This is a genomic window from Corynebacterium sp. Marseille-P4611 (genome assembly GCF_916618765.1).
In the GTDB taxonomy this organism is placed as follows: domain Bacteria; phylum Actinomycetota; class Actinomycetes; order Mycobacteriales; family Mycobacteriaceae; genus Corynebacterium; species Corynebacterium marquesiae.
Window position 1 is genome coordinate 1,517,511 of sequence record NZ_CAKAKD010000001.1, and the last position, 23,954, is coordinate 1,541,464.

A 23,954-nucleotide genomic window follows, 5' to 3' on the forward strand; every position below is an offset into this window, starting at 1 on the left:
CTAGGAAACCTCCACGATGGTGACCGAAGGCCCGTCTTCGCCCGCGCGACGGCGAAGGAAGTGGGTGATGATCACACCAATCATGCCTACTACCCAAACGGCTAGCACCGCAGCCGCGGCGGCAGTGAAATCCGGCATGGAGTAATCAGGGGCGTCGGAGGAATGGTCCAACACCATTCCGAAGAGCTGCGCGCCCAACATGCCGGAGGTAAACCCACCCATATTTCCCAAGCCCGTAGCTGTGGCTACCACGGAGCGGTCCATGCGCTCACGCACGATATCGAAGCCATAGTTAGCCGTCGGTGTACACAGTGCGGTAACGAAGGACACCACCAAAATTGCGACCACACCGCTGTCGGTGCCAAAGGTAAAGAAAACTAGCCAGGTCAGTACGTGAATTGCTACGAACCCGAGGCTAAGCCACGGGCGGACATGCTGCGCGCGGGAGGAAATTTTGCCGTGCAGGGGGCCGACGAGGACCAAGAATACCGCCAGCAAGGTGAGAACCAGGCTGGACTTCGCCTTGGACATCTCCATGCCCTGGGTCATCATGGGCATGCCCCAGAGCATGACAAAGACGATGAGCGGAAGCATGCCGATGTAGTGGATGAAATAAGCCTGCCAGGCCACCGGGGAGCGGAATACCGTTTTCAAGCGGGCAGGGATGCTGGTGGCCTGCGAGTTGGGTGGTTCCTTCTCCGTGGGAATAATCCCCAACTTCTCTGGTGAGTCTGCCACCGCCACGATGGCGGCGATGGCTACCAAGATTCCTACCGCGCCAAGGGTAACGAAGGCAGCGGTCCATCCGGCCGCACCCAGCAACCACAGGAAGGGCACCGCGGAAATGAACTGACCCATCTGCCCCAGCGACGACGTCACCTGGGTGAACATGGGGGTGCGGTGCAGTGGGAACCAATAGGGCAGGATACGCATCACGGAGAGAAATGCCGTGGCATCGCCCGCGCCGATGAGAACGCGCGCGGCAATGGCTACGCCATAGCTGGTGGTAAAGCCCAGTACCACTTGGCCAATGCCCATAATGACGGCGCCGACCACGAGGAGTAGGCGCGGGCCAAATTTATCAATCAAGATGCCGGTGGGGATTTGGGCTAGGGCATACACGCCCAACTGCACAGAGGTAAAGACCGCGATACGGCCGGCATCGACATCGAAGCGCTCAATGGCATCCAAACCGGCCACACCAAAAGAGGTACGGCCGGTAATCGCTACGAGGTAGACCGCCATGGCGGCTACCCAAATGCCTAAAGCCTGAGTGGTAATGACTTCTCGGGGATTCGGATGCGACATGGCTGATACCTTACGCCTTAACTACTAAGATTCTTTTGTGTGAAGTACATTTCGACCCGCGATACCGCCCGTCAGCCCGCATCTTTTACAGATATTCTCCTCGGTGGGCTTGCCCCCGATGGCGGTTTATACCTTCCTGAGAGCTACCCACAGCTAGATTCCGCCACTTTAAATTCATGGCGCAGGCTCCTAGCGGACAAAGGCTACGCGGCGCTTGCGGCCGAGGTACTTAAGCTTTTCATTGACGATATTCCAGCGCAAGACATCGAGGCCATCGCCGCCCGCGCCTATACCAGCCCTAAGTTCGCGGACCCGGAAATCGTTCCCGTCACCGAACTAGGCGAGGGCCTGTTTATCGGCCATCTATCTGAAGGACCTACTGCAGCATTTAAGGACATGGCCATGCAGCTTTTGGGTGAGCTCTTTGAATATGAGCTCGCCCGCCGCGGTGAGACCCTCAATATTCTGGGCGCCACTTCCGGCGATACGGGGTCCTCTGCAGAGTATGCGATGCGTGGGCGCCACGGCATTCGCGTCTTTATGCTCACCCCGGCCGGCCGAATGACGGCCTTCCAGCAGGCGCAGATGTTTGGGCTGGATGACCCGAATATCTTCAACATCGCTCTAGATGGCGTTTTCGATGATTGCCAGGATGTGGTCAAGGCGGTATCGGGAGATGCTGACTTTAAGGCCGCCTACCGCATTGGCGCGGTCAATTCCATTAACTGGGCACGGCTGATGGCCCAGGTGGTCTACTACATTTCCTGCTGGCTCAAGGTCACCGAGACCGCCGATCAGAAGGTTTCCTTTAGCGTTCCCACCGGTAACTTTGGCGATATCTGTGCCGGCCACATCGCCCGCCAGATGGGCCTTCCCATTGATCGCCTCATCGTGGCCACCAATGAAAATGATGTGCTGGATGAGTTCTTCCGCACCGGAAACTACCGGCCGCGCCCAGCCGCAGAGACCATGGCAACCTCTTCGCCGTCCATGGATATCTCGCGCGCCTCGAATTTTGAGCGCTTTGCGTTCGACTTGCTCAGCCGCGATGCAGCCGAAACCGCGGAGCTATTCGGCACCAAGGTGAAAGAGGGCGGCTTTAGCCTCGACCACGACAAGATCGCCGCCGCCCGCGAGGACTATGGTTTCCTGTCCGGTTCCTCCAGCCATGCCGATCGCCTAGCCACCATCAAGGACATACACGAGCGCTTTGATTACCTGGCGGATCCGCACACGGCCGACGGCATCAAGGTGGCTCGTGGCGCACAGCGCGAGGGCGTAGAAACGCCAATCGTGTGTCTGGAGACCGCACTGCCGGTGAAGTTTGCCGAGACCATCACGGAAGCCATCGGCTCTGCCCCTGAGCCGCCCGAGCGCTTTGCCGGCATTCTCGATACTGAGCGGCACGTCAAGGACTTGCCTAATGATGCCGCGGCGGTCAAGGATTACATCACCACGTCGATTCAGAAAACGGAGGTTTAGACCATGGCCCTAGAAAATTTTGCCGGCCCGGAACACTACACCGAGTTTGATCCGGAAAAATTCATCCGCGATCTCAAAGCCCAGGCGGAGATGGATGCGGAAGAAGAGAACAAGGACAACGCCGGGAATGCGGACGCGGAGAGCAACTAGCGTCTTTGTAGTGTGCACGGCCGCGTTCCTTGCAGCCTGCAGCCCGGTGCGGGGAGGGGAAGAACCGAGTTTCTCCGCGCTGTCGTACAAAAACCTCATTCCCAATGAGTCCTATTCTCCGGCCACGGCGCCGCTCGCTCCGGGTACCGCCTTGGATCTCTCCGGCGATGAACCGCGGCCGGGCGCCTATTTCAACTACCAGTCTTGTACCGCGGCATGGTCATTTACGCTTGCCGACGCCCGCACGATCGCCGTTACCGCTTCCCATTGCGGCAAACCCGGCGATAAGGTCTGGGCCGGAACCGCCGACGGCGACTTTAGCTACCCCGCCGAACCTATCGGCGAGGTCATCTACTCTGATTTCTATTCCGAAGATAGCCACGACCTCGATGTGGCCTTTATCGAGATCACTGGTAGCGCTGAGTACTATGTCCCCGGGGCGGTGGACAATAGCGTCGCCACCTCCCTGGCTCACCTGCCGCATCAGGTGTGCAAGCTTGGCCGCGTGACCGATGAGACCTGCGGCACGCTTTCCCATGATGCAGAGATGGCGCAGCTGAACTCGGAGGGACTCCAGCGGGATTCGCTCGCGGCTAGGGCGCGCGTATGCAGCACCAATGGTGACTCCGGTGGTCCGGTGTACGGCGAAGTAGAAGGAAAACAAACCATTGTGGGCGTGGTCTCGGGAACGACGCAGCGCCTCGAAGAAGGCCACACCTGCCAAACCACGCCGATGGACATGGAGCTGTCTTTCACGTTGGCCACCGATATTCAGCTTCTAGCTAAAGAGGTTTTGGGACCCGTGGCCTAAGTGCGCCGCACTGGTCTACGCTAGGTGGCATGCCGACTCCAGATTTTATTATTCAGCTGCGCGAAAAGATTGGCCACGAGCAGATCTTTGTGCCGGCCTGCAGCGCCATCATCATCCGTGATGTTTCGGCAGACGCCGCGCTCTGGGAAGTCCCCTCCGTGCTCCTAGTAAAGCGTTCCGATAACGGTACATGGACCCCGGTGGAAGGAATCTGCGAGCCAGGCGAGGAGATCACCACCACCGCGCTGCGAGAAGTCAAAGAGGAAGTGGGGCTCGACGCCAAGGTGGAAGCCCTTTTGGGCGTGGGGCAGTCCGGCCCTGTGACCTACCCCAACGGTGATGAGTGCACCTTTATGGGAACGGCGCTGCGCGTATCAGTAGCGGATGGCGCAGAGCCGGTCATCAGCGATGAAGAAAATACCGAGGCTGGGTGGTTCTCCGTGGCAAAGCTTCCCGATAGCGTGTCGCGCCGCCACCGCCTCATGATTGCCGACGCCGTAGCGCAGATGAAACATCCCCGCGGTTTTGCCCCGCGCATGGGCTGGATGAAGCGCAGCGAGCAACCGGGACTGTAGGGCTAGTCTTCTGCGGCGTCGGCAAGCAGCCCGGACAATTGCTGCGGATCCTGGGCGGCGATGAGTACTTGTGCAATGCCATCGCGCGCATCGGCAATATCGTCTTTGTCGCCGCAGGAAATCACGGTATCGCTGATAGTAATTAAGAGCTTGCCGCGCCGGGCTAGGTCATAAAAGAGCGGGCAGTCTTGTGCGTCCCAGCGCCAGGCAGTGGCGTAGAAGTCCCGCGCGCCTGTGCCAAGCCACGACGTCTCCAAGAGCAGGTGGCCGCGGCGCAGGAATATGCCGTCTCGCTGCAGGCCAGCGAGTACGTCTCTCACCGCAGCCAGGTTGGCGCGCTCCCAGGCGATGAAGGTGATAGGGGAGCTATTATGCATCAGCGGCGCCGGCGACGATTGCCATCTGCGCGGCCACCGGAATAGGTGCGCACGGAATTCTCGCCGCCCTCGGACCCTAAGTCATCGATGCCCCAGGAATCTTCCGCATAGATTGCGTATTCCCTGCTCCAGTGCTCGCGCCGCGGTCGGGCCTCAGGCGTGCGGCGGCGTGTGCGGCGCTTGCCTCGTTCAAAGCTGGCGTCTCGCATAGTGGCTTAGCCTCCTTGCTACCTTTTGGGCCCAGTCTTAATGAGCGGCTCTTCAGGGCCGGTTTCCTTCTTTCCCTCCCACACCCAGCTGAGGAAGCGGGTGGAACACAGCGCCCAGTGGGCGGTGAGGAGAACGGGAATGGTGAGCGCAATGGCGTCGATAAGCTCGGAGCCATTGACCAATGCCAGCTGGTGGCCGCCCATGCTTACGGTTCCTGGCGGGAATGTGCAGGACCACCACGCCGGGGAGTACGGAACCCACCGTGCCACATTGGGATAGAAGGTAAACATCGCGTAGATGGACAGCGGAATGGCGATAATAAGCGCCGTAACGCCGTAATAGATGGAGAACGGTCCGGGGAAGAGAATCTGCATTGCTGTCGTGGACTGGCCCACTACGCCTAGCGGGACCCATGCGGTGGCTGATTTCGCGCCGGTGAAATCCACCTTGCCGTGCCATGCGGCCCAGTACACGCGGGCGAAGGTGGGCACCGCCGTCACCAGGGACATGAAGAAAAATACCGTACCCATCACGTGGTAGAGCGGGCCGTAATCATTAGCTAGCCAACCGGAAACGGAAGCTGAAATCATAGGGCCGACCAGCGGCAGGCCCCAGGTGAACTTCGGTTCGCCATCAAAGCGCGTGAGCTGGATAGCCCACGTGATAACCGTAACTGGGCCACCGATCCAAAAGCCCACTAGGCGGAATGTAGGGATATCCGTCAGGCCGGAAAGCGCGGCACCGAGCGCCAGGATTCCGATGAAAAACATCGACCACTCCGCCATAGTGGTGCGCTCAAAGGCAGGGTGGCGGTAGCGCAAGAAGCCCGCGGTGAGAACGACAAAGATGACGCACGCGATGGCGGCAAAAATGCCGGCCAGGATCATCATGTCTTCTTCCACGAGCAGGCGCGAAACGATGGAGGTGCCCATGAGGCTGCCTCCCCACGCGGGGCCAGGGGCTGGGAGTTGGCGGAATTTATCAGTCACACCCACATGTTAATTTCTTTCGGTTGGGTTATCAGAATTTTGCTGTCGTTTTTGCTGGTGAGAACTCTCAACTAGCGCTGGATTAGGGGTCGGGGTCAAGACCTAAAGAATATGTGTCCGGGGTCGCAAGAAAGGGCTGGAACACCATTGCGTGTTCATACAGCAAGGAGGCTATGAATGATGAGGATTCGCTATACCTTGGTGGAAAGCCGGATTTCGTTCGACCAGCTCCATATACTCATCCAAAAATCCAACCCACGAATTCGTCAGAAAGAGAAAGTTATCAAGGGCTACAATTACTGCCAGTAGAGAGTTCTCGCCATAATTTTGACCCAAAACTCTCTCAGCACGCCGTTTCGTAGCATTGGAAACTGAAGGTTGGTCCAAGACGAAACTGTTCCATAACCGAGCTGAGTGAGCACACTTATTTCTCACGAAAGTAAAAGAGCGCAATTGGCGCGTTAAATATTGTTTCTTTACGCCAAGAATGGAACAAGTCTTTGCGTAAACTTGGTTGTCATCGTTTCGGAAGCTTATTGCTTTCGACAACGTACCAAAGGACAATGCCTCAACTGCCACCCAAATTGGGACATCGTAAATCCACCTCTCAGTGTCGGATCCTGAATCCTTTCGGTATTTGTGGAGGTATGGTTCCTTAGATCGCTTGAGCTCACTGATTATTAGATGGTGCGTGGGCGTCATAGCTGGATTTGGTGGGCGTCGGTAAGCAGTGGGCTGAAGATACTCCTCGTAAGGAGAATGGATTTCACCTTCGCTGAGGGCAAAAGCCGTTCTGGCCGCTAGCTCTGCTTCTTGGAGCCCGCGGAGAAGAAAAGAACGAAGCTCGACGTCCAACCGGTAGATATTAACTATTTCATCCCACTGGGTGTCAGGATAGAATCTGGCTTCGTCCCCAGCTAAGTCTTCTTGGAAGTACCGCATGTAGCCCGAAAAGCGGTAATAATTTTGACGCTCAAGGAAATTTTTAGCAGATTTTTCGGAAGGAAGGATTAACCCACGGCGTTGAATTAAACTAACTTGCTCTTCAATGCTAAGGAACTTCTTCCTGCGGTTCATTGCTTCAGAATAGCAAAGCCCCCCTCTCATATTGAGCTGTTCCTATGGGAAGCTTGGAGGGGGTATCGATTGACTAGATTATAGCTCAAAATGCGCAACCTTAGTAATCATTTGCGCAAGGTTTTACTCACGTGCCATGCATTTGGAAAACGCTGCGATGGTCAATCAACAAGGAGTGGGGCAGCGCTAAGAACCAAGGGCAGTGGGTTCAAAACTTCTGAATCCAAAGTGCACATAGGATCTGCAAAGCCCCCAATCGGCACTCAGCAATATGGGAGCCTAGGAAGGCGGAAAGCCGGTGGCGAGAGGGGGCGTCGGCAAACGCTGCTTTAGCAGTCGTAGTACATCTCAAATTCCTGCGGGGTAGGACGCAGGCGAACCGGGTTGATCTCGTTCTCGTACTTGTAGTTGATGTAGGTCTCGATGAGATCCTCGGTGAAGACATCGCCTTCGGTGAGGAAGTCCATGTCCTCCTGCAGGGCCTTGAGGGAAGCCTCGAGGGAGGTCGGTGCCTGGGGGATGGACTCAGCCTCTGCGGGCGGCAGCTCGTAGAGGTCCTTATCAACTGGAGCGTGCGGCTCAATGCGGTTCTTTACGCCGTCGATGCCGGCCATCATCATGGCGGCAAAGCCCAAGTACGGGTTGCCGGATGGATCCGGTGCGCGGAACTCGATGCGCTTGGCCTTCGGGTTGGAACCGGTAATCGGGATACGGATAGCGGCCGAGCGGTTGCGCTGGGAGTACACCAGGTTAATCGGTGCTTCGAAGCCCGGCACCAGGCGGTGGTAGGAGTTCAGCGTCGGGTTGGTGAACGCGAGAACGGCACCAGCGTGGTGGAGGATGCCGCCGATGTAGTAGCGGGCGATATCGGAAAGGCCTGCGTAGCCAGCTTCGTCGTGGAAGAGAGGCTTGCCGTCCTTCCACAGGGACATGTGGGCGTGCATACCGGAACCATTATCGCCGGCCAGCGGCTTGGGCATGAAAGTTGCGGTCTTGCCCCACTGTGCCGCAGTCTGCTTAATCACGTATTTGAAAGTCTGAATGTCATCGCCCGCGTGCAACATGGAGTTGAAGCGGTAGTTGATCTCATTCTGGCCGGCGCCGACCTCGTGGTGGAAGCGCTCGATTTGGAAGCCAACCTTTTGCAGGTTCTCTACCATGGCGTCGCGTACCTCGCCGTGCTTGTCGTACGGTGCGGTGGGGAAGTAGCCGCCCTTCATGCGCGTCTTGTAGCCGGTGTTCGGGGTGCCGTCGAAATTGGTTTCCTTATCGCGGTTCCACCAACCCTCATCGGTATCGACCTCGTAGAAACCGTGCTGGGCATCGGTGGCGTAGCGCACGGAGTCAAAGAGGTAGAACTCGGCCTCAGCGCCAAAGTTGCAGGTATCGGCAATGCCGGTGGACTGCAGGTACTCTTCTGCCTTGCGCGCGATGTTGCGCGGGTCGCGGGAGAAAGGTTCAAAGGTAAATGGGTCGTGGACGAAGAATTTGATGTTCAGGGTCTTGGCCGTGCGGAACGGATCGATATGCGCGGTGGCTGGATCCGGCAGCAGGGTCATATCGGACTCATCGATGGTGGTGAATCCGCGGATTGAGGAGCCGTCGAAGGCAAGGCCATTTTCGGCATCTTCTACGGTGAACTCATCTGCTGGGATGGAAAAGTGGTGCTCGGTGCCTGGGACGTCCGTAAAGCGGATATCGACGAACTTTACGTCCTCGTCCTTAATGAATTGGACGATGTCCTGCACTGTCTCGAAAGACACGTTTGTCTCCTCGTTGTTGACCGGTGAATTGTCTCTCTATAGCCTACTAGGTTCTCACCGTGGGCATCGCGATTCCCCTCGTTTCACATCTCACTTTGTGCCCGCTAGATTGGTGAGCATGGCAGATAAGCGTACGTGGCTCGACGGGCCGAATATTCCGGGCGAATACGATGACATGGAAGGCCCCGGCCGCTGGCCGGGCGAAAAGCTCGGCCTTCCGGAGTCCGGGCCGGGGTCATTGGCCCCCGTTGGCCGCCGCGCCGGCGCCGTGGCCATTGATTGGATCGTGTGCATGCTCATTGCCAACCTGATCCACATGTTCACCACGGAACTTGGGGGCGTGGCTTTCTTGGGCTACGCCCTGTGGGTCATCATGGGCATTGTGTGTGGCTGGCTCTTTGCCCGCACCCCCGGCATGCTGCTGCTGGGGATGGGTGTGGCGCGACTCGATGTCCCCGGTTCCCGCGTGGGTCTATGGCGCGCGGCGCTGCGCACGGTGCTCACCGGTGTGCTGTTCCCGGCGGCCATGGTTGATGCGGATGGACGCGGCATGCACGACCGCGCCACCGGCACCATCGTCATTCGCTCCTAAGGTGCCCGACTTTTCTGGGCATAAGAAAATCCCTGCTACGCCGTCGACGGTGTAGCAGGGATTAGCTTTAGGCGCTTATTTATTCTTCTTGCGCTGCTGGGCGCGGCGCATGCGGCGGTTCATGCCGGCCATGTTCTGGGCCTGGTGGGGCATAGGGCCCTTGGGCATGCCCGGGGTGGTACCCGGCATGGAATCCATGGCCTCGATGCGACGGATGTTGTCGTAGGTTTCGTTCTTATTGAAGTTGCGCGGCAGCTTCATGACCTTATTGCGCAGCTTGGATACGGGAACCTCGTCCTCGCCGTTGCCCACGAAGATCTCGTAGATGGGAACGCCGCCGGCGATCTTGTCTACACGCTTCTTAAGCTGGTTCAAGGTGGGGCGTACGCGGTTCTTATTGCCCTCGCAAACGAAGATGACGCCGGCGTTGCCGATGACGCGGTGGATAAGATCCTGCTGGCGGGTGGCGGCCACACCGGTCTTTACGGACCACACGATGCCCACGGTGTTGCGCAGCTGCTGTTCCAGCGCCCAGCCGGCAGCGCCCGGCTGGTCTTCTACGCGCTTGTACATATCGCGCTCAAGGCGGCGGGTAAAGAGGAACATGGCGAGCAACGCGCCAATGCCCAAACCGAGGATGAGCATGAACCACTCGCCGCCAAAAAGCAGGCCAATGAGGAAGAAGAGCAAGCCCATGCCCAGGAAGGCACCCAGCATGATGGGGATAAGCGCCTTATCCTGCTTGCGCTGCATATTGAATGCTTGCCACATTTGGGACCAGGTTTGCTTACGCTGCTGGCGCTTGGCCGCGCGTTCTTGCTTCTTTGCAGCCTTTAGTGCTGCCTTGTCATCTTTCGCCATGGCTCCTACTTTAAAGGTCAACGGGCATAAATGTTAAAACGGCCCACGCGAAAAGCGCAGGCCGTTATGAAAACGTTCGGTTTAGCGGATGGTGGCCGCCGCCGAATTCGCATTAGCCGGGGTCTTGGCCATGCGGGTGGTCACTGGAGTCTCTTCCGAGGGGCCGTACTTCTCCAGCAAGGTGGAGGCCTCTTGGGCTGTGGCACCCTGGGAGGTCTCGGCCAGATGCTTGAGGTTTTCTGGAAGCTCGAAGCCGCGCTTTTCCATGGCCTGCACGTAGAGGCGGCCGGCGCGGTAGGACGAGCGCACCAGCGGGCCGGACATGACGCCGCCGAAGCCGAGCTCCTTGGCTAGCTTGGAGTGGGCGACGAATTCCTCTGGCCGCACCCAGCGCTCAATCGGGTGGAAGCGCGGGCCGGGGCGCAGGTACTGGGTGATGGTGATGATATCGCAGCCAGCAGAGCGCAGGTCACGCAATGCTTCCTCGACCTCATCCTCGGTCTCGCCCATGCCCAAAATCAGGTTGGACTTGGTAATCAGGCCATAGTCGTGGGCCTGGCGGATAACGTCCAAGGAGCGCTCGTAGCGGAAGGCCGGGCGGATGCGCTTAAAGATGCGCGGCACGGTTTCCAAGTTGTGGGCGAAGACCTCTGGCTTGGCTTCAAAGACCTCTTCCAAAAGGTCCGGCTTGCCGGAGAAATCCGGGGTGAGGTTTTCCACGCCGGTATGCGGGTTAAGCTCGTGAATCTTGCGCACCACCTCGGCATAGAGCCAAGCGCCCTCATCCGGAAGATCGTCGCGGGTAACGCCGGTAATGGTGGTGTAGTTAAGGTCCATTTCCCGGATATTTTCGGCCACGCGGCGCGGCTCGTCGCGGTCTAATTCTTCCGGCTTGCCGGTGGCAATATCGCAGAAGTCGCAGCGGCGGGTGCACTTATCGCCACCGATAAGGAACGTAGCCTCGCGGGATTCCCAGCACTCGTGGATATTCGGGCAGCCTGCCTCTTGGCATACGGTGTGCAGAGAGGCGCCGGCCACACGGGATTTCATGTCCTCGTAGCCCGGGCCGGTGCGGACCTGGTTGCGGATCCAGCGTGGCTTTTGTTCGATGGGTGACTCCGCATTCTTCTTTTCAATGCGGAGCATCTTGCGTCCTTCAGGCTTTACAGTCACAAAAACTCACTTTATCGGTTGACGGTGGTGATGGCTAATAGCTCTTCTAGGTATAAGTCGCCGGGGTCACATCCTATTCCGCGCCAGCCCCGAACGAGGGCTAGTGCCGCGCTTGCCGACGCCTCTCCCGTGCCCTTTCATTCGCCAGCTTCGTGGGATCCGGGGCTGAGCCGAAGGTGTGGTCGGCAACGATGAGACGACCCGAGAGGGCGTCGTCCAGCGCTTGCAACAGCGGCTGGGTGGCGTCCTCGAGGCTGACTTGGTGGCCCAGTTCTAAGGACAGAGTGGTCACGTCGGCGTCGTCGATGCCACAGGCCACGATGTGGTCGTAGTATTCCAGCGTATTGCAGCAATTGAGCGCCAAGCCGTGCATGGTCACCCCGCGGGTAATGCGGATGCCCAGCGCGGCAATCTTGCGGTCGCGCTTCGGGGCAGCCGGATCCTTGGCCTGGGTGGTGGAGGGTACCCAAACACCCGAGCGGCCGTCGATGCGCCCAGCGGTGGTCACCCCCATCTGGCGAACCGTCTGGATGGTGGCTTCCTCCAAGCGGCGGACATAGTCGACGACGTCGACAGGCTCGGCCAGTTTGATAATGGGGTAGATGACCAGCTGGCCCTCGCCATGCCAGGTGATGCGCCCGCCGCGGTCCACGGTGATAACGGGCAGGCCATTATCCGGCATATCCTCTGGCTGGGTGCGCTTGCCGGCGGTATAGACGTTCGGGTGCTCGACTACCAGCACCACGTCGCCCTGCTCGCCCTTGGCGCGGGCGGCCGCTACCTCGGCCTGGTAATCCCACGCCTCTTGGTAGTCCATCCGGCCCAAGAAACGAACCTCTAGTGGCTTATCGGAGGCGCGGATGGAGCGCTCGGCGGGGAAGAAGGGATCACGTGGTGCAGTCATAGCCTCAAAGTTTCCTCTGGTGCGGTGGGCAAAGCAAAGCGGGAGGATGCGCGTGGCACACCCTCCCGCGTGGGGCCGAATTAGTCCAGGCCGTTAGCGGATGCGTAGGCGGCGGCATCCATGAGCTCGCCGGCCTCATCTACCTCGACCTCGAAGAGCCAGCCCTCACCAAACGGGTCGTTGTTGATGACCGCGTAGTCATCGTGCACGGCCTCGTTAACGGCCTTGACGGTGCCGGTGACAGGGGAGTAGAGGTCAGAGACGGACTTGGTGGACTCGACCTCGCCGCAGGACTCGCCGGCGGTGACGGTATCGCCCACCTCCGGCAGTTCGGCAAAGACAACTTCGCCCAGGCGATCGGCAGCGACGGAGGTAATGCCGATGCGCACGGTAGCGCCTGCGACGGCGTCAGCGGTGGCGTTGACCCACTCGTGGTCTTCGGAGTAGGAGAAATCTTGTGGAAGGGTAGCCATGGTGATGTAGTCCTTTCGGGCTGGTTGAGAAGATGTTTACTTGTCGCGCTTGTAGAACGGCAACGCGGTTACTTCAAAAGGATAGCGCTTGCCGCGGATCTCTACTTCGACTTCGGCGCCGGGCTCGAGCTCGGCGCTGGTTTCCAGCAGCGCGATAGCCACTGGGTGCCCCAGGGTGGGGGAAGGCTGGCCGGAGGTGACGGCGCCGACCTTCTTGTCTCCCACGAATACTTCGGCGCCTGCCCGCGCGGCGCGGCGCTGCGTGGAGGTGAGGCCGGTGATCGCCACCTGTGGGCCTTCGGCGGCGCGCTGGCGGATGATCTCGGCGCCGACGAAATCGGCCTCCTTCTTGGCAAAGGCACGCGCCATGCCCGCCTCTACCGGGGTGATATCGCGAGAGAGCTCGTTGCCATAGAGCGGCATGCCGGCCTCGAGGCGCAGGGAATCGCGGGCGGCAAGGCCGCACGGCTTGAGGTCGTATTCCGCGCCGGCCTTGAGCAGTTCTTCCCACAGCTGCGGGGCATCGGAGTTATACACGATGAGCTCGAAGCCATCCTCACCGGTGTAGCCGGTACGCGCGATAATGGCGAAGGTGCGCGCTACCTTGCCCATGGTGGCAGCGTAGTAGCCGAGGTTATATACCTCGTCCTGCTTATTGTCTTCTACCAGCGGCACGAGGATTTCTGCGGCCTTAGGGCCCTGGACGGCGATCATGGCGACGTCGCGGGACTCGTTCTTCAGGGAAACATCGAATCCCTCAGCGCGCTTATTGAGTTCGTCCCACACGGTATCGGCATTGCCGGCATTCGGCACGACGAGGAATTTGTCCTCTTCAAAGCGGTAGGTGATCAGGTCATCGATGATGCCGCCGTCTTCAGCGGCAATCATGGAGTACTTGGCCTTGCCCACCTTGAGTGGCTCAAAGTTGGAGATGAAGGCATAAGACAAGAACTTGCCGGCGTCGGCGCCGTTGACCCAGATTTCGCCCATGTGGGACAGATCAAAGAGGCCAGCGGTGCTGCGCACCGCGCGGTGCTCGTCCAGCTCGTTCTGGTACTTCAAGGGCATGTTCCACGGGCCGAAGGCCGTGAAGGTGGCGCCGAGCTTGTCGTGCTCGGCATGGAGTGGGGAGGTGAGTAGTTCGGTCATGGTTACTCCTCAGAATCGTCGATGTCGAAAGCTTCTGGTGGTGGGCAGCTGCAGACCAGGTTGCGGTCGCCGTAGGCCTCGTCGATGCGGCGCACCGGCGGGAAGTACTTGTAGCTGTGGTGTAGGGATTTCACGGGCCACGCGGCCTTTTCGCGGCTGAAGGAGAACTCCCACGTATCGGAGCCGATGGACTCCGCGGTAAATGGTGCGTGGTGGATAACGGAGCCTTCGTAGGAAACCTCGCCGTCGATGATCTCTTGGATCTCGGCGCGAATGGTGCGCATGGCCTCAATGAAGCGGTCCAGCTCACCCAAGTCTTCAGACTCGGTGGGCTCGACCATGAGGGTGCCGGCCACCGGGAAGGCGAGGGTCGGTGCGTGGAAACCAAAGTCCACGAGGCGCTTGGCTACGTCGGCTGCGGTGACCCCGGAGGCGTCGGTAAGCGCGCGCAGATCCAGGATGCATTCGTGCGCCACCAAGCCAGCGTTGCCGGTGTAGAGCACAGGGAAAGAATCTTCCAAGGACTTGGCCAAGTAGTTCGCGCCCAAAATGGCGTGGGCGGAGGCCTGCGCCAGTCCCTGTGCACCGGTCATAGCGAGGTACGCCCAGGAAATCGGCAGCACACCGGCCGAGCCGTACTTGGTATTGGTAATTGGCACGCCCTGGCCAACCGGGGTAGCGGTGGTGGCATCCAGCTGCGGATCCGCGGCGTTGGTGGGCAGGAAGGGGATGAGGTGCTCGGCCACGGCGACCGGACCCACGCCCGGGCCGCCACCGCCATGCGGAATGGTAAAGGTCTTGTGCAAGTTGAGGTGGGAAACATCGCCGCCGAACTGGCCTGGGCGGGCCCAGCCGGTCAGCGCGTTCATATTCGCACCGTCGATGTAGACCTGGCCGCCCACCGCGTGGACCTTATCGCATACGTCTCGGACCTCGGGGTCAAAGACACCGTGGGTGGACGGGTAGGTCACCATGATGCCGGCGATGTGGTTGCCGTGCTTGGCAATCTTCTCATCCAAATCCGCCAGGTCAATAGAGCCATCCTCAGCGGTCTTGACCACAACAACGCGCAGGTTGGCCAGCGTTGCCGAAGCCGCATTAGTACCGTGCGCGGAGGCCGGGATGAGCACTACATCGCGCTCGTTATCGCCATTGGCTACGTGGTAGCGGCGGATGGCCAAAAGACCCGCCAGCTCGCCCTGGGAGCCGGCATTGGGCTGGATGGAGACCTTGGCGTAGCCGGTGACCTCGGCCAGCCAGCCCTCAATCTCTTCTACCAAGGCGCGCCAGCCGGTGGTCGTTTCCTCTGGTGCGTAGGGGTGGATGCCGGCAAACTCCGGCCAAGAGATGGGCTCCATGGCTGCAGTGGGGTTGAGCTTCATCGTGCAGGAGCCCAGCGGAATCATGGTGCGGTCGAGCGCCAAGTCCTTATCGGCCAGCTTGCGCAGGTAGCGCAGCATCTGGGTCTCGGAGTGGATGCGGTTGAAGATTTCGTGCTGGAGCGGCTCCTCGCCGCGCTGCAGGTTCTCCGGCAGGGCAAAGTCGGCTTCAGCAGCTTTGGCGCCGAAGGCCTGGGCGAGCTTGGCGACGTCCTCCTTGGTCGCCGACTCACCAAAGGACACCGATACCTTGTCCTCGCCGATGGTACGCACGAGGTAGCCCTCCTTCTGGAGGTCAGCCTTGATGGTGGCGGCGTCCACGCCGGCGACGGTAACGGTATCGAAGAAGTCCTCGGACACGAGTTGCTTTCCAGCATCCTTAACGGACTGCGCAAAGGAGGAAGCGAGCGCGTGGACGCGCTGGGCAATGGCCTTGAGGCCTCGCGGACCGTGGTAGACGGCGTACATGGAGGCGACGTTGGCCAGTAGTGCCTGCGCGGTACAGATATTGGAAGTGGCACGTTCGCGGCGAATATGCTGCTCGCGGGTCTGCAGTGCCAGGCGGTAAGCGGGGCGCCCATCCGCGTCCTTGGACACGCCTACGATGCGGCCAGGCATCTGGCGCTTCAGCTTTTCCGTGACCGCCATGTAGGCAGCGTGCGGGCCGCCGAAGAAGAGTGGAACGCCAAAGCGCTGGGAAGAACCGAGCACAATATCGGCGCCCAGCGAGCCAGGTGCCTCCAGCAGGAGCAGCGAAAGCGGGTCAGTGGCCACGGTAGCCAGTGCGCCGCGAGTGTGCAGCTCCTCGATGATGGTGGAGGGATCGAAGATATCGCCCTCGGTACCGGTGTAGGCGATTACTGCGCCGATGAGATCCTCGCCCACGAGGCCTTCGCGCAGGTCTACGATTTCTACCTCGAGGTCAATCGCGCGGGCGCGCTCCGCGGCGACGGTAAGCACCTGCGGGTGCAGGCGAGAATCCAGCACCACGCGGCGCCCCTTCTTGACCGCGCGGGACATAAGCCCCACGGCTTCCGCGGTGGCGGAGGCCTCATCCAGCAAGGATGCATTCGCGATGGGCAGACCGGTCAGGGACTCAATCATGGTCTGGAAGTTCAACAGCGCTTCAAGACGACCCTGGGAGATCTCTGGCTGATACGGGGTGTAGGCGGTGTACCATCCCGCATCTTCCAATAAACCGCGGCGGATGACCGCGGGAGTGAGGGTGTCAGAAAAGCCTTGTCCGTAGAAGGACTTCAGCACGGTGTTTTGGTTGGCGTACTCCCGCAATGTAGCCTGCGCCTCATCTTCCGAGAGTGCCTCAGGAAGCTGAGGCAGTTCTGCGGCGCGGATCTTTGACGGAATGGCGGCATCGACCAGCGCGTCCACGCTGTCGTAGCCTACCTTCGCAAGCATGGTGGCCTGCTCCGCAGAATCCGGCCCTAGGTGGCGGGAGATGAATTCCATGTCAGTGAGACTCCTTAATAGGGGGACAGTGGCTGTAACCGCCCCAATTATATGTTTAACAATGGGTGAGCCGATCCCGCTTTGGAAACTTTTATGCAGCGCGTCACTGTATAGAACTGCGCCCAGTGCGCTCACCATGGGCTTAGGGGCAAGGCACCCTCAACACCTCGAATAAAAAGGGATGGATTAGTCCGCCGTTTTCGGATCCGTCACCCCCACTTGGCACCCCAGACATAGCTAAAGCCTCTTAGCCCCGCGGTGGGGCTAAGAGGCTTTAAGCGGCGATAGAACCTTTAGACTTCGAGGTCTGCTTGGAAGTCTGCGGTCTGCAGGCGATCCTTGATGGTGGTGATGAAGCGGCCTGCGTCCGCACCGTCAACTACCTGGTGGTCGTAGGTGAATGGCAGGTAGCACATCTGGCGGATGGCGATGGCGTCCTGGCCGTTCTCGTTGACAACAACCGGGCGCTTTTCGATAGCCGCGGTGCCCAGGATGCCGGCCTGTGGCGGAACCAAGATCGGGGTATCGAGCATGGCGCCCTCGGAACCGATGTTGGTCACGGTGAAGGTAGCACCGGTGAGATCGTTCGGCTTCAGCTTGTTATTGCGGGCCTTATCAGCCAGCTCTGCAATCTGCTGAGCGATCTGCGGCAGAGTCATGTCCTGTGCCTTGTGGATGACCGGGGTGAGCAGGCCCTTCGGGGTGTCAACGGCGATAGCGATGTTGACGTCCGAGTGGTAGGTCATCTCCTTGGTCTCTGGGTTATAAGACGCATTGACGTTCGGGTGGGAGACCAGAGCCTCGGCGGTAGCCTTCACGATGAATGGCAGGAAGGACAGGTTGGCACCGTGCTTGTCGATGAACGCCTGCTTGTTCTTCTTGCGCATATCCCAGATGGCAGTCATGTCGACTTCCTGGACGTGGGTCAGCTGCGCGGAAATCTGCAGCGCCTCGACCATCTTGGCGGCGGTGATTTCGCGGATGCGGTTGACCTTCTGGGTGGTGCCGATGAGCTCCTGCTTGGCCGGATCCACGGACTTGGTGGACCAACGTGCGCGTGGGGAGTTATCGGACTGTGCGCCAGACTTGGCAGGTGCATCGCCCTCGCCAGCAGCGGCGAGCACGTCCTGCTTGCGGATGCGACCGCCCACGCCGGTGCCCTCAACGGTGTTGAGGTCTACGCCGTGCTTTTCAGCCAGCTTGCGTACCAGTGGGGTGACATAAGGAACGTTGTCGCCATTGTTGACCTTGGCAGAGGTGTTCAGGGAGGAATCCTGCTTGGACTCCTTCTTCTCCTCAGCCTTCGGTTCTGGCTTCTTCTCTTCCTTTTCTTCGGCCTTTGGCTCTTCCTTCTTTTCTTCCTGTGGCTCTGGCTTGGCCTCGGAGGAGGATGCGGTGGCGTTTTCGTCGCCGATGCGGGCGATGACTTCGCCGACCTCGATGGTGTCGTCCTCGTCTGCGAGGATTTCTACCAGGGTGCCTGCTACTGGGGAAGGAATTTCGGTGTCGACCTTGTCGGTGGAGACCTCGAGCAGTGGCTCGTCTACCTCGACGGTGTCGCCTACGGACTTCAGCCACTGCGTGATGGTGCCCTCGGTGACGGATTCGCCGAGTTCTGGCATTTCCACGTCGGCTGCGTCACCGGAGCCGCCGTTGGAGGAGTCAGCCTTTGGCTCTTCCTTTTCTTCGGCCTTTGGCTCTTCCTTCTTTTCTTCCTGTGGCTCTGGCTTGGCCTCGGAGGAGGATGCGGTGGCGTTTTCGTCGCCGATGCGGGCGATGACTTCGCCGACCTCGATGGTGTCGTCCTCGTCTGCGAGGATTTCTACCAGGGTGCCTGCTACTGGGGAAGGAATTTCGGTGTCGACCTTGTCGGTGGAGACCTCGAGCAGTGGCTCGTCTACCTCGACGGTGTCGCCTACGGACTTCAGCCACTGCGTGATGGTGCCCTCGGTGACGGATTCGCCGAGTTCTGGCATTTCCACGTCGGCTGCGTCGCCGGAGCCGCCGTTGGAGGAGTCAGCCTTCGGCTCTTCCTTCTTTTCTTCTGCTTCTTCCTCGCCCTTGTCAGCGGAGGAGTCGTTGGATGCGGAGCCTGCCTCATCCTCGTCACCGATGATGGCGATGACCTCGCCGACCTCGATGGTGTCATCCTCGTCAGCCTTAATTTCAATAATGGTGCCGGCTACGGGGGAGGGGATTTCGGTATCGACCTTGTCAGTGGAGACCTCGAGCAATGGTTCGTCGACCTCGACGGTGTCGCCTACGGACTTGAGCCACTGCGTGATGGTGCCTTCGGTTACGGATTCGCCCAGCTCGGGCATCTCAACGGAGTTCGCCATGAGTTATAAGACTCCTCGAAAGTTGGAAGTGTTCTATCGCTACCCGACAATCTTACAGCGTGATGCTCACCCTCGTGCAGATGTGGGGTGAGTAACTACCCTCCTTCCGGGTAAGCTAGGGAATTATGTTCAACCCTTTCCGCCGCAACAAGTCCAGATCGTCACTGCGACCACCCCGCGGACCGGGGGAGACCATCCGCCCGGAAGACGCGCAGGATCTGCAACAATGGGCCGCCGGAAAGGTATATGTAGAGGCCTTTGTGGAACCGGAAACTGTAGTCAATGAGATGTCCGTTGTCGTTGTGGATGAACACGGCGATTTTATCCGGCGCCGTATTGGCGGGCCGAAAGGAATTGATGCGGTGGCCAAACTTTTGAGCTGCGATATTTATGACGTGGAAGAAACCGGCTATCCGCAGCGCATGCGCGATCGCATGGAAAGGCAGCGCATCTTGCGCAAAAGGGAAGAACAAAGGCAACGCCGCGCCCGATTTGAGCGCGGCGAAAATCCCGATACAGGGCGAGAGCTAAGCTAGGTCAGCATCCTCGCGTAAATAAATTTGAGACCCGTTGCGGCGGAATTCGGCGGATTTTTCCTGCATACCTTCCTGTGGTGCTGGGCCGTGGGCTGCCGCACGGACCTGGTCGCCCAGCGTCGGCATGCCCAGCTCGGCCATTTGCCCGCCGAACATCTCGCGGATGTCTTGGCTAATGCGCATGGAGCAGAACTTCGGCCCACACATGGAACAAAAGTGTGCGGTCTTTGCTGGCTCAGCAGGCAACGTTTCATCGTGATAGGCCTGCGCGGTCTCTGGGTCGAGGGAGAGCGCAAATTGGTCATTCCAGCGAAATTCAAAGCGGGCCTTGCTCATGGCATCGTCCCAAGCGCGGGCGCCTGGATGTCCCTTGGCCACGTCCGCTGAATGCGCCGCAATCTTATAGGTAATGACGCCAGTTTTTACATCATCGCGGTTGGGCAGTCCCAAGTGCTCCTTCGGCGTGACATAGCACAACATGGCTGTACCACCCATTGCGATATGGGCGGCACCGATGGCGGAAGTGATGTGATCATAGCCAGGGGCGATATCGGTAACTAGAGGGCCGAGGGTATAGAAGGGGGCATCTGAAGCCCAGTCCTGTTCGAGTTCGTTGTTTTCTTGAATCATGTTGAGAGGCACGTGTCCGGGGCCTTCCACCATGACTTGGACGTCATACTCCCAGGCGCGGCGGGTAAGTTCGCCGATAGTCTTTAGCTCTGCAAATTGGGCGGCGTCGTTAGCATCGGCAAGGCTGCCGGGGCGCAGGCCGTCGCCAAGCGAAAATGCAACATCGTATTGAGCGAAAATCTCGCATAGCTCATCGAAGTGCTCGTACAGAAATGACTCTTTGTGGTGAGCAAGGCACCATCCCGCCATGATGGAGCCACCACGGCTGACAATGCCGGTCACGCGATTGCTTGCTAGCGGTACATACGCCAAGAGCACACCGGCGTGAATGGTCATATAGTCCACACCCTGTTCGCATTGCTCGATGACGGTATCGCGGAAGATTTCCCAGGTCAGATCCTCTGCCACGCCATTGACCTTTTCCAATGCTTGGTAAATGGGCACGGTGCCAATGGGAACTGGGGAATTGCGGAGGATCCACTCGCGGGTGGTGTGGATATCGTCACCAGTGGAAAGATCCATCACGGTGTCCGCGCCCCACTGGGTAGCCCAGCGCAGTTTGGACACTTCTTCCTCGATGGAGGAGGTAACCGCGGAGTTACCAATATTGGCGTTGATTTTGGTGAGAAATTTTCGCCCAATGATCATGGGCTCAGACTCGGGGTGGTTGACATTATTAGGGATAATGGCGCGGCCGCGAGCTACCTCAGCGCGAACGAATTCCGGATCGCAGTGCTCACGCAGTGCTACGAATTCCATTTCGCGGGTGATGATTCCTTGGCGAGCGTAGTGCATTTGAGTTACGCGGCGCCCGGGCTGAGCCTTAAGCGGCGGGCGCTTAGAGCCTTTCCACTCTTGGGAAGACGCCCCGCGGCGCTGTGCGGCACGTCCATCGTCAGCCAGCTCGCGGCCGCGACCGGCGTACTCTTTGGTATCTCCGCGCTCGCTAATCCACTCGCTGCGCAGGGCCGGTAGCCCCACTTCAGGTGCGCATTCTGGCCCACGCGTGCGGTAGACGCGGAAGGGCTCATTGGGGCCTTGTGGGGAATCATCCAGTTGGATTTCGGTCTCTGGAACTTCTAGACCGTCGTGGTGAATGGGGGAATAGGAATGCTTAGGGTGGTTTTCTGGGGCAGCCGTCATGGCAAGCGCTCCTCTCTTCCTTCGTAGGTATTAACCAAACAGGTTCGAACGGTCTATGCGCAGCTTTAGCGCACTCTCAGCCCGTGCTCGGGCACCCGTGGGGACGCAGATCACCCTATAACAATCGTCTCGCATAGCGCAGAGCTTTCGCCATTTGGGTGGAGACGTATTTGTCGAGGTGAGGTAGTAGGAGCCTTGGTGGCACAATTCAACAGGAAACTTTCAGGTACCTGACACCCGGATCCAATATCGGCATTCCATACTTAATTCATGCGTTTGAGAGAGCGCATGCGAGAGAGATAGAGAGAACCCCTCCTGTTTCCAGAGGGCGGCTGCATTAGCCGATACATGGAAACACCTTGTAGAGAGACGCCAGCGGCCCTCGGACCAGATTCGGTTCGAGGGCCGTAGGCGTCTTCATGTGTTTAGCAGATGGTGGCGCCGGCAGCGGCTAACTCTTGCAACGCGGCTTCGCCGCGTGCTTCGTCCACTGGGGAGCAATACTCACGCAGCACTCGGACGGTAAAGCCCTCTTTAAGGGCGTCGGCAGCCGTGGCACACACGCAGTGATCGGTGGCAATGCCCACGATATCCACGGCGTCTATGTGGCGCTCGCGCAACCAGTCGGCGAGCAAGGTGCCGTTCGCAGCGCCCTCGAATCCGGAATAGGCGGCGGTGTATTCGCCCTTGCGGAAGTAGGCTTGCGCCGGCCCGATGGCCTCATGCATGGCTGCGCCGTGGGACTCGGCTACGCAGTGCACCGGCCATGAATCGACAAAATCCGGGTCCTTAGAAAAGTGAGAACCCGGATCGATGTGCCAATCCTGCGTGGCTACGACGGTTTCGTAATCCTGTTGCAGGGAAGCGATTTTTACAGCGACCTCATTGCCCCGCTCGGTGCCTAAGGCGCCGCCGGGGCAGAAGTCATGTTGCACGTCAACGATGATTAAAGCAGGCTTCATACTTCTAGGATTCTAAACGCACTAAGCCTGCTGTGGTGCTACTTTAATTCAGCAATCTCGCGCAGGGCGGCAACCACTGTGCGGGTGGGCACGCCGGTGCCCATCTTCGGGGTGTATCCATAAGCGCCCGTGGTGTTGAAGGAAGGGCCAGCCACATCGATATGGGCCCATTCGATTCCCTCGCCCACGAAGTGCTGGAGGTAGGTGCCGGCGTATTCCATGCCACCCTCACGCTTGGCGTTGATATTGCGGATATCGGCGCTGGCAGATTTCACTGATTCTTCGTGTTCTTCCAGGAGCGGCATGGCCCAAGCCTTCTCGCCCACCTCGCGGCCGATCTCGGCCATGCGATCGCGGAATTCTTCCGAGCCCATCACGCCGGCGGTGCGCTCACCCAGGGCGACCATCTGGGCGCCGGTCAAGGTCGCGGTTTCGATGAGGAAATCGGGGTTGTCCTCGCTGGCGCGCGCAATGGCGTCGGCAAGCACGAGGCGTCCCTCCGCGTCAGTGTTGAGTACCTCGGAGGTAATGCCGCCGTAGTGGGTGATGACGTCACCCGGGCGGGTGGCATCGCTGCCCGGCATGTTTTCTGCCAGCGGCAGGGTAGCGGTGATACCTACCTTGAGGTTCAGCTTTGCTGCGGCGATGATGGCTGCGGCCATTGCAGCGGAACCGCCCATGTCAGAAATCATGTCCCACATCTTGGCGCCCGGCTTCAGGGAAATACCGCCGGTATCAAAGGTAATGCCCTTGCCTACTAGGGCGACGTGGCGCTTGGCTTTCTTCGGCTTCCAGCTCAAGCGGACCAAGCGCGGCGGGCGGGCGGATCCGCGGCCGACGGCCATGATGCCACCAAAGCCCTGCTTTTCCAGCGCCTTTTCATCCAAGACCTCTACCTCAAGGCCGGCCTCTGCCGCTTGGGCAGACAGGAACGCCGCGTAGGTTTCTGGATAGAGCAGATTGGAAGGGGTATTGACGAGGTCGCGGGCGATGAGGACGGACTCGGCGGTAATTTTGGCGCTGTCGAACTCCTTTTGAGCGGACTTCTCCGCCACCACGGTGTAGGTGGTGGTCTCCGTTGCCGACTCGGAGCGCAGGCCAGAATACTTATAGCCGCCGAGGATAAGGCCTTCTACCACTGGGGTGATTCCAAAATCGCCCAGGGAGGTGGCTACGGCCCCCACCTTGGTGATAGAGCGGGCGGCTTGGCCGGCAGCGCGGCGCAGCGTCTCATCGTCAACTTCTTCCGCATCGCCCAAGCCAACGGCGATGATGGATGCTACGCCCGCCTTGGATGGGGCCGGCACGCGCGTGACCTCACCGGCCTTGCCAGAGGCCCCTACGGTCACCAGTGCTTCATAAGTGGAGCGCAGCGCCGCGCCCCCAAGCAGATCGGTGCCTGGCAGCTCTAGGCCGCCTTCGCCCTCGAAAGCGGCGATAAGTAGAGCTTCCGCCTTCTTAGGAACCTTCTTTCCCAGCTTTACCTGGGGAAAGTGGCCGCGTGCTGGTAGATCGGACTGTGCCATTTGTCTCCTCCTTTGTGGAAAGGCTTATCAATCTTCCCACCACTGTACCGCGCGGCGATGAACTTATTCCTGCCTCGC

The 23,954-nt window shown here is 59.5% G+C and carries 22 protein-coding genes and 1 riboswitch; of the genes, 6 read left to right on the plus strand and 16 right to left on the minus strand.

The window, feature by feature from the left end:
- Positions 1–1,308, minus strand: coding sequence for a nitrate/nitrite transporter (locus tag LG376_RS07320; protein ID WP_225746677.1), 1,308 nt, complete (start codon positions 1,306–1,308; stop codon positions 1–3).
- A 39-nt stretch (positions 1,309–1,347) separates the two neighbouring features.
- On the opposite strand from LG376_RS07320, the gene thrC reads away from it, so the two are divergent.
- Genes thrC through LG376_RS07340 form a run of 4 tightly spaced genes read left to right on the plus strand, consistent with a single transcriptional unit; the run spans position 1,348 to position 4,326 of the window.
- Positions 1,348–2,790: a threonine synthase gene (gene thrC / locus LG376_RS07325; protein ID WP_225746678.1), complete on the plus strand. Its 1,443-nt coding sequence runs from the start codon at positions 1,348–1,350 to the stop codon at positions 2,788–2,790.
- Between the two features lie 3 nt (positions 2,791–2,793).
- Positions 2,794–2,940, plus strand: a complete 147-nt coding sequence (locus LG376_RS07330) for a hypothetical protein (protein WP_225746679.1) — start codon at positions 2,794–2,796, stop codon at positions 2,938–2,940.
- A 10-nt stretch (positions 2,941–2,950) separates the two neighbouring features.
- Entirely contained in the window at positions 2,951–3,751 is an 801-nt protein-coding gene (locus tag LG376_RS07335; protein WP_225746680.1) for a trypsin-like serine protease, read from the plus strand.
- A gap of 29 nt (positions 3,752–3,780) precedes the next feature.
- Positions 3,781–4,326, plus strand: a complete 546-nt coding sequence (locus LG376_RS07340; RefSeq protein ID WP_225746681.1) for an NUDIX domain-containing protein — start codon at positions 3,781–3,783, stop codon at positions 4,324–4,326.
- 2 nt (positions 4,327–4,328) lie between these two features.
- On the opposite strand, the gene LG376_RS07345 is transcribed toward LG376_RS07340, so the two are convergent.
- From LG376_RS07345 to glnA, 5 genes are all read right to left on the minus strand, one after another.
- Complete coding sequence (locus LG376_RS07345; protein WP_225746682.1) at positions 4,329–4,703, minus strand: hypothetical protein; 375 nt, start codon at positions 4,701–4,703, stop codon at positions 4,329–4,331.
- The gene (locus LG376_RS07350) at positions 4,703–4,912 is read right to left on the minus strand and encodes a hypothetical protein (protein ID WP_225746683.1); all 210 of its coding nucleotides are present in this window, start codon (positions 4,910–4,912) and stop codon (positions 4,703–4,705) included. The genes LG376_RS07345 and LG376_RS07350 overlap by 1 nt, the downstream gene beginning before the upstream one ends.
- Positions 4,913–4,930: 18 nt before the next feature.
- Positions 4,931–5,902 (minus strand): TDT family transporter, encoded by a 972-nt coding sequence (locus LG376_RS07355; RefSeq protein WP_225746684.1) that lies wholly within the window; start codon positions 5,900–5,902, stop codon positions 4,931–4,933.
- Positions 5,903–6,073: 171 nt separating this feature from the next.
- Positions 6,074–6,979, minus strand: a complete 906-nt coding sequence (locus tag LG376_RS07360; RefSeq protein WP_198491729.1) for an Abi family protein — start codon at positions 6,977–6,979, stop codon at positions 6,074–6,076.
- Positions 6,980–7,308: 329 nt separating this feature from the next.
- Positions 7,309–8,742, minus strand: a complete 1,434-nt coding sequence (glnA, locus tag LG376_RS07365; RefSeq protein ID WP_225746685.1) for a type I glutamate--ammonia ligase — start codon at positions 8,740–8,742, stop codon at positions 7,309–7,311.
- A gap of 118 nt (positions 8,743–8,860) precedes the next feature.
- Between glnA and LG376_RS07370 the strand changes: the two genes are divergently transcribed.
- Positions 8,861–9,334: an RDD family protein gene (locus LG376_RS07370; RefSeq protein WP_225746686.1), complete on the plus strand. Its 474-nt coding sequence runs from the start codon at positions 8,861–8,863 to the stop codon at positions 9,332–9,334.
- 75 nt (positions 9,335–9,409) lie between these two features.
- Here the strand turns inward: LG376_RS07370 and LG376_RS07375 are convergent, their stop codons facing one another.
- The 7 genes from LG376_RS07375 to sucB form a co-directional block, all read right to left on the minus strand.
- Positions 9,410–10,195: a DUF4191 domain-containing protein gene (locus tag LG376_RS07375; RefSeq protein ID WP_225746687.1), complete on the minus strand. Its 786-nt coding sequence runs from the start codon at positions 10,193–10,195 to the stop codon at positions 9,410–9,412.
- 81 nt (positions 10,196–10,276) lie between these two features.
- The gene (gene lipA, locus LG376_RS07380; RefSeq protein ID WP_005327094.1) at positions 10,277–11,341 is read right to left on the minus strand and encodes a lipoyl synthase; all 1,065 of its coding nucleotides are present in this window, start codon (positions 11,339–11,341) and stop codon (positions 10,277–10,279) included.
- Between the two features lie 127 nt (positions 11,342–11,468).
- Complete coding sequence (gene lipB, locus LG376_RS07385; protein WP_225746688.1) at positions 11,469–12,272, minus strand: lipoyl(octanoyl) transferase LipB; 804 nt, start codon at positions 12,270–12,272, stop codon at positions 11,469–11,471.
- Positions 12,273–12,352: 80 nt separating this feature from the next.
- Positions 12,353–12,745, minus strand: coding sequence for a glycine cleavage system protein GcvH (gcvH, locus tag LG376_RS07390; protein WP_005324433.1), 393 nt, complete (start codon positions 12,743–12,745; stop codon positions 12,353–12,355).
- 36 nt (positions 12,746–12,781) lie between these two features.
- Entirely contained in the window at positions 12,782–13,894 is a 1,113-nt protein-coding gene (gene gcvT, locus LG376_RS07395) for a glycine cleavage system aminomethyltransferase GcvT (protein WP_225746689.1), read from the minus strand.
- A gap of 2 nt (positions 13,895–13,896) precedes the next feature.
- The gene (gcvP, locus tag LG376_RS07400) at positions 13,897–16,740 is read right to left on the minus strand and encodes an aminomethyl-transferring glycine dehydrogenase (RefSeq protein WP_225746690.1); all 2,844 of its coding nucleotides are present in this window, start codon (positions 16,738–16,740) and stop codon (positions 13,897–13,899) included.
- A 293-nt stretch (positions 16,741–17,033) separates the two neighbouring features.
- Positions 17,034–19,079, minus strand: a complete 2,046-nt coding sequence (gene sucB / locus LG376_RS07405) for a 2-oxoglutarate dehydrogenase, E2 component, dihydrolipoamide succinyltransferase (protein ID WP_225746691.1) — start codon at positions 19,077–19,079, stop codon at positions 17,034–17,036.
- A gap of 125 nt (positions 19,080–19,204) precedes the next feature.
- On the opposite strand from sucB, the gene LG376_RS07410 reads away from it, so the two are divergent.
- The gene (locus tag LG376_RS07410) at positions 19,205–19,615 is read left to right on the plus strand and encodes an oxidoreductase (RefSeq protein WP_225746692.1); all 411 of its coding nucleotides are present in this window, start codon (positions 19,205–19,207) and stop codon (positions 19,613–19,615) included.
- On the opposite strand, the gene thiC is transcribed toward LG376_RS07410, so the two are convergent.
- The 3 genes from thiC to LG376_RS07425 form a co-directional block, all read right to left on the minus strand.
- A complete protein-coding gene (thiC, locus tag LG376_RS07415) occupies positions 19,607–21,388 on the minus strand; it encodes a phosphomethylpyrimidine synthase ThiC (RefSeq protein ID WP_225746693.1) in 1,782 nt (593 codons plus the stop codon). The genes LG376_RS07410 and thiC overlap by 9 nt on opposite strands.
- A riboswitch (TPP riboswitch) is annotated at positions 21,387–21,497 on the minus strand. (Overlaps the previous gene by 2 nt.)
- 316 nt (positions 21,498–21,813) lie before the next feature.
- Positions 21,814–22,350 (minus strand): isochorismatase family protein, encoded by a 537-nt coding sequence (locus LG376_RS07420; protein WP_225746694.1) that lies wholly within the window; start codon positions 22,348–22,350, stop codon positions 21,814–21,816.
- 38 nt (positions 22,351–22,388) lie between these two features.
- On the minus strand, positions 22,389–23,876 hold the full coding sequence (locus LG376_RS07425) for a leucyl aminopeptidase (RefSeq protein ID WP_225746695.1): 1,488 nt from the start codon (positions 23,874–23,876) through the stop codon (positions 22,389–22,391).
- Positions 23,877–23,954: the final 78 nt, after the last annotated feature.